Origin of the sequence: Pseudonocardia sp. SID8383 (assembly GCF_009864975.1) — a bacterium.
GTDB lineage: Bacteria > Actinomycetota > Actinomycetes > Mycobacteriales > Pseudonocardiaceae > Pseudonocardia > Pseudonocardia alni.
This window is the reverse complement of the sequence record NZ_WWFY01001083.1, coordinates 1-3,196: the sequence shown is the minus strand read 5'-3', so window position 1 is coordinate 3,196 and position 3,196 is coordinate 1. Positions and strand designations below refer to the sequence as shown.

The 3,196-nt window shown below is 76.4% G+C and carries 3 protein-coding genes; 2 read left to right on the top strand and 1 reads right to left on the bottom strand.

From position 1 onward, the window contains the following. Positions 1–255: 255 nt before the first annotated feature. Positions 256–1,230, bottom strand: coding sequence for an aldo/keto reductase (locus GTW08_RS26300; protein ID WP_073575993.1), 975 nt, complete (start codon positions 1,228–1,230; stop codon positions 256–258). Between the two features lie 85 nt (positions 1,231–1,315). On the opposite strand from GTW08_RS26300, the gene GTW08_RS26295 reads away from it, so the two are divergent. Continuing rightward, on the top strand, positions 1,316–1,882 hold the full coding sequence (locus GTW08_RS26295) for a Chromate resistance protein ChrB (protein ID WP_139282838.1): 567 nt from the start codon (positions 1,316–1,318) through the stop codon (positions 1,880–1,882). A gap of 15 nt (positions 1,883–1,897) precedes the next feature. Continuing rightward, positions 1,898–3,196 (top strand): HAD-IC family P-type ATPase (locus tag GTW08_RS26290; protein WP_161152667.1); only part of this gene is annotated, 1,299 nt, incomplete at its 3' end.

Sequence of the window (3,196 nt, the reverse complement as noted above, 5' to 3'; positions counted from 1 at the left end):
GGCCCCGGGCGCCGCCGCGGGCCGCGGACCGGCCCCGGCGTCCTCGGCGTAGCGCGGGATGACGACCGTGGCCGGGTCGTCGTCGGCGCTGTGCGCGCCGCGGCCCTGGGCGCCGTGGCCCTGGGCGAGATGGTCCTGGGCGGTCATGTCCCCTCCTCCTCACCACGCGGCCGGGCGGCATCGGTGGACGACGTCGACTCCGACCGCCAGGTGGCTGGAAGGTAAACGAGCGTATGTCCGCCGGGAAACGCGGGGTCAGCTCCAGGGGCGCGCGGAGCGGGTGGCCCAGTAGTGCTCGGCCGGTTCGGCCAGCGCGGTGAGCTCCTCGGCCGCGTCCGCGGGCAGCGTGAGCTCCGCGCCCGCGAGGTTCGACGCGAGCTGGTCGGTCCCGACCGGGCCGAGGAGCACCCGCCACGCCCACGGGTTCGCCAGCGCCGCGGCGACGGCGATCCGGTCCAGCGGCACCCCCGTGCGTGCCGCCAGCGCCGCCGCCGCGCGGGCACCCTCGGTGCCGTCCTCGCCGCCGGGGGCGAGCCTGCCGTTCGCGAAGACCTCCTTCACGATCACCCGGGCCCCGGCGTCGGCGGCCTCGGCCAGCGCCGGGCCCACCGAGGGTTCGAGCGGATTCCAGGTGCTCTGGAACGAGGTGAACAGCGGCTCGCCGTCCACCCGGACGTCCAGCGCCCGGCGCACCGCGTCGGCCTGGGCGGGGCCGGAGGTGGAGATGCCGACCCGGATCCCCCGGTCGCGCAGGTGAGCCATCGCGCGGTGGACGCGCCCGTCGTCGAGGACGCCGGTGTCGAGCGTCGCGGAGTGCACGTGGTAGGTCCCGAGGTGGTCGCCGAGCAGCTCGCGGCTCAGCGCGTACTGCTCGGTGAAGGCGTCGAGCGAGTGGTCCTTGACCTCGTGGGTGTCGGCGTCGGTCCGCCACCCGCCCACGTAGCGGTAGCCCCACTTCGAGCCGATCTCGACGGGGTCCTCACCGCCGGTGACCCCGGGCCGGTCGGCGAGCCAGCCGGCGAGGAACTCCTCGGCGCGGCCGTAGGAGCGGGCGACGTCGAGGTAGCGGACGCCCGCGGCGTACGCGGCGTCGAGCAGTGCGCGGGAGCGGTCGCGCAGGGTGGCGACGTCGCGGTCGTCGCCGAGCTCGCCGGCGCGGCCGGAGGTGATGTAGGCGGGGCGGGCGATCGCGGCCAGGCCGAGGCCGAGGCGGTGGGCGGGGGCGGGCATGGCCCCAGCCTGCCGCACCCGACGGCGGCGCCGCACCCGACGAAACACCTGTTGCATGCCGGTGCCGGCCGGTACCGTCCTGAGCATGACCGACGCGCCGTCCGGTGGCTGGGTCCTACTGCTCGCGCAGCTGCCCGCCTCCCCCTCGAGCCCCCGGGTCACGCTGTGGCGCCGGGCCCGCGCCGCGGGCGCGGTCGGCCTGCAGAACGGCGCGTGGGTGCTGCCGGCGACCGACGAGCACCGCACGTTCCTGGAGGGGCTCGCGGCCTACGTCCGCGAGTCCGGCGGGACCGCGTACGCGCTCGACGTCGCCGCCGGGACCAGCGACGACGGCATCGTCGCCCGGATCCGCGCCGAGCGCGGCAAGGAGTTCGGTGAGTTCACCGAGCGCGGCGACGCGCTGCTGGCGGAGCTGGAGAAGGAGTCCGCCCGGGACAACTACTCCTTCGCCGAGCTGGAGGAGAACGAGCAGGACCTGGAGCGGCTCACCCGCTGGCTGGCCACGATCTCGTCCCGGGATTTCTTCCCCGACGAGCGCGGCAAGGACGCCGAGGCCCTCCTGGACCGCTGCCGGCGCGCGCTCGACGCGTTCACTGCCGCCGTCTACCGCGCCGAGGGCGTGGCCCCCGACCTGCCACCGCGTACGGACTGACCCGGTGGGCAGCCCGTGAGCGGCGGGGCGCACGCCACGACCGGCGCGGCCGTGGTCGACGGCCTCGGTACGGACGCACTGCGGGGCCTCACCGGCGCCGAGGCCGCGGCGCGGCGGGGGCGGCACGGTCCCAACCGGTGGGTCGTCCCGCGTCGGGTCACCTTCCTGCGGGTGCTCGCCGACGAGGTCACCGAGCCGATGATGCTGCTGCTCGCGGCGATCGCGGTGCTCTACGGCGTCTGGGGGCGGCTCGACGACACCGTCGCCGTCGTCGTGATCATCGCGGCGGTCGTCGGTGTCGAGGTGTTCGCCGAGTTCCGCGCGAAGTCGGTCATCGCCTCGCTCGGCGAGCTCACCGCCCCGACGACGCCGGTGGTGCGCGACGGGAGCACCGTCTCGGTCGGGGTCGACGACATCGTGCCCGGCGACCTCGTGCCGCTGGCCGCGGGCTCGCGGGTGCCCGCCGACCTGCGCCTGGTCGAGACCTGGGGGCTGCGCGTCGACGAGTCGACCCTCACCGGGGAACCCGTCGCCGCCCCCAAGGATGCCGCCCGGGTGCTCTCCGGCGACACCGCGCTGGCCGAGCGGACGAACCTGGTGTTCGCCGGGACGACGGTCGTCGCCGGGTGGGCCCGCGGCGTCGTCGTCGCGACGGGGACGGCCACCGAGCTGGGCACACTCACCGGGCTCGTCGCCGCCGCGCGGCCGCCCCGGACCGCGCTCCAGCAGGCCATGCGCGAGCTCGCCGGCAGCCTCGCGACACTGGCGATCGCGTTCAGCGTGCTCGTCCCGCTGGTCGGCGTGCTGACCGGGCGGCCGTGGCGGGAGATGGTGCTGACCGGGCTCACCCTGGCCTTCGCGACGGTCCCGGAGGAGCTGCCGATCATCGTCAGCCTGGTGCTCGGGCTCGGCGCGTACCGGCTGTCGCGGCGGCGCGGGCTGGTCCGGCGGCTGCGCGCGGCGGAGGCCCTCGGGCTGGTGACGGTGCTCGCCACCGACAAGACCGGCACGCTCACCTGCAACCGGATGGCCGTCGCGCGGGTCGAACCGGCCCCGGGCGTCGACGACGACACCCTGCTGGGCCTCGGCGCGGCCTGCACCGAGACCGCCCCCGAGCCCGACGGCGGCTGGTCCGGTGACCCGACCGACGTCGCGTTCCTCGTCGCGGCCCGCGACCGGGGCCTGCCGACGCCCGCCGAACCGGTCGCCCGGTTCCCGTTCGACCCCGGCCGGGAGACGATGACGGTCGTCCTGCCCGCCGGCGCGTCCGGCACCGCCACGGTGGTGACCACCGGCTCGCCGGAGTCGGTGCTG

Excerpts from the sequence above, each read along its gene's own strand:
- GTW08_RS26300 (WP_073575993.1), bottom strand. The coding sequence starts at position 1,230 with ATGCCCGCCCCCGCCCACCGCCTCGGCCTCGGCCTGGCCGCGATCGCC.
- GTW08_RS26295 (WP_139282838.1), top strand. The coding sequence starts at position 1,316 with ATGACCGACGCGCCGTCCGGTGGCTGGGTCCTACTGCTCGCGCAGCTG.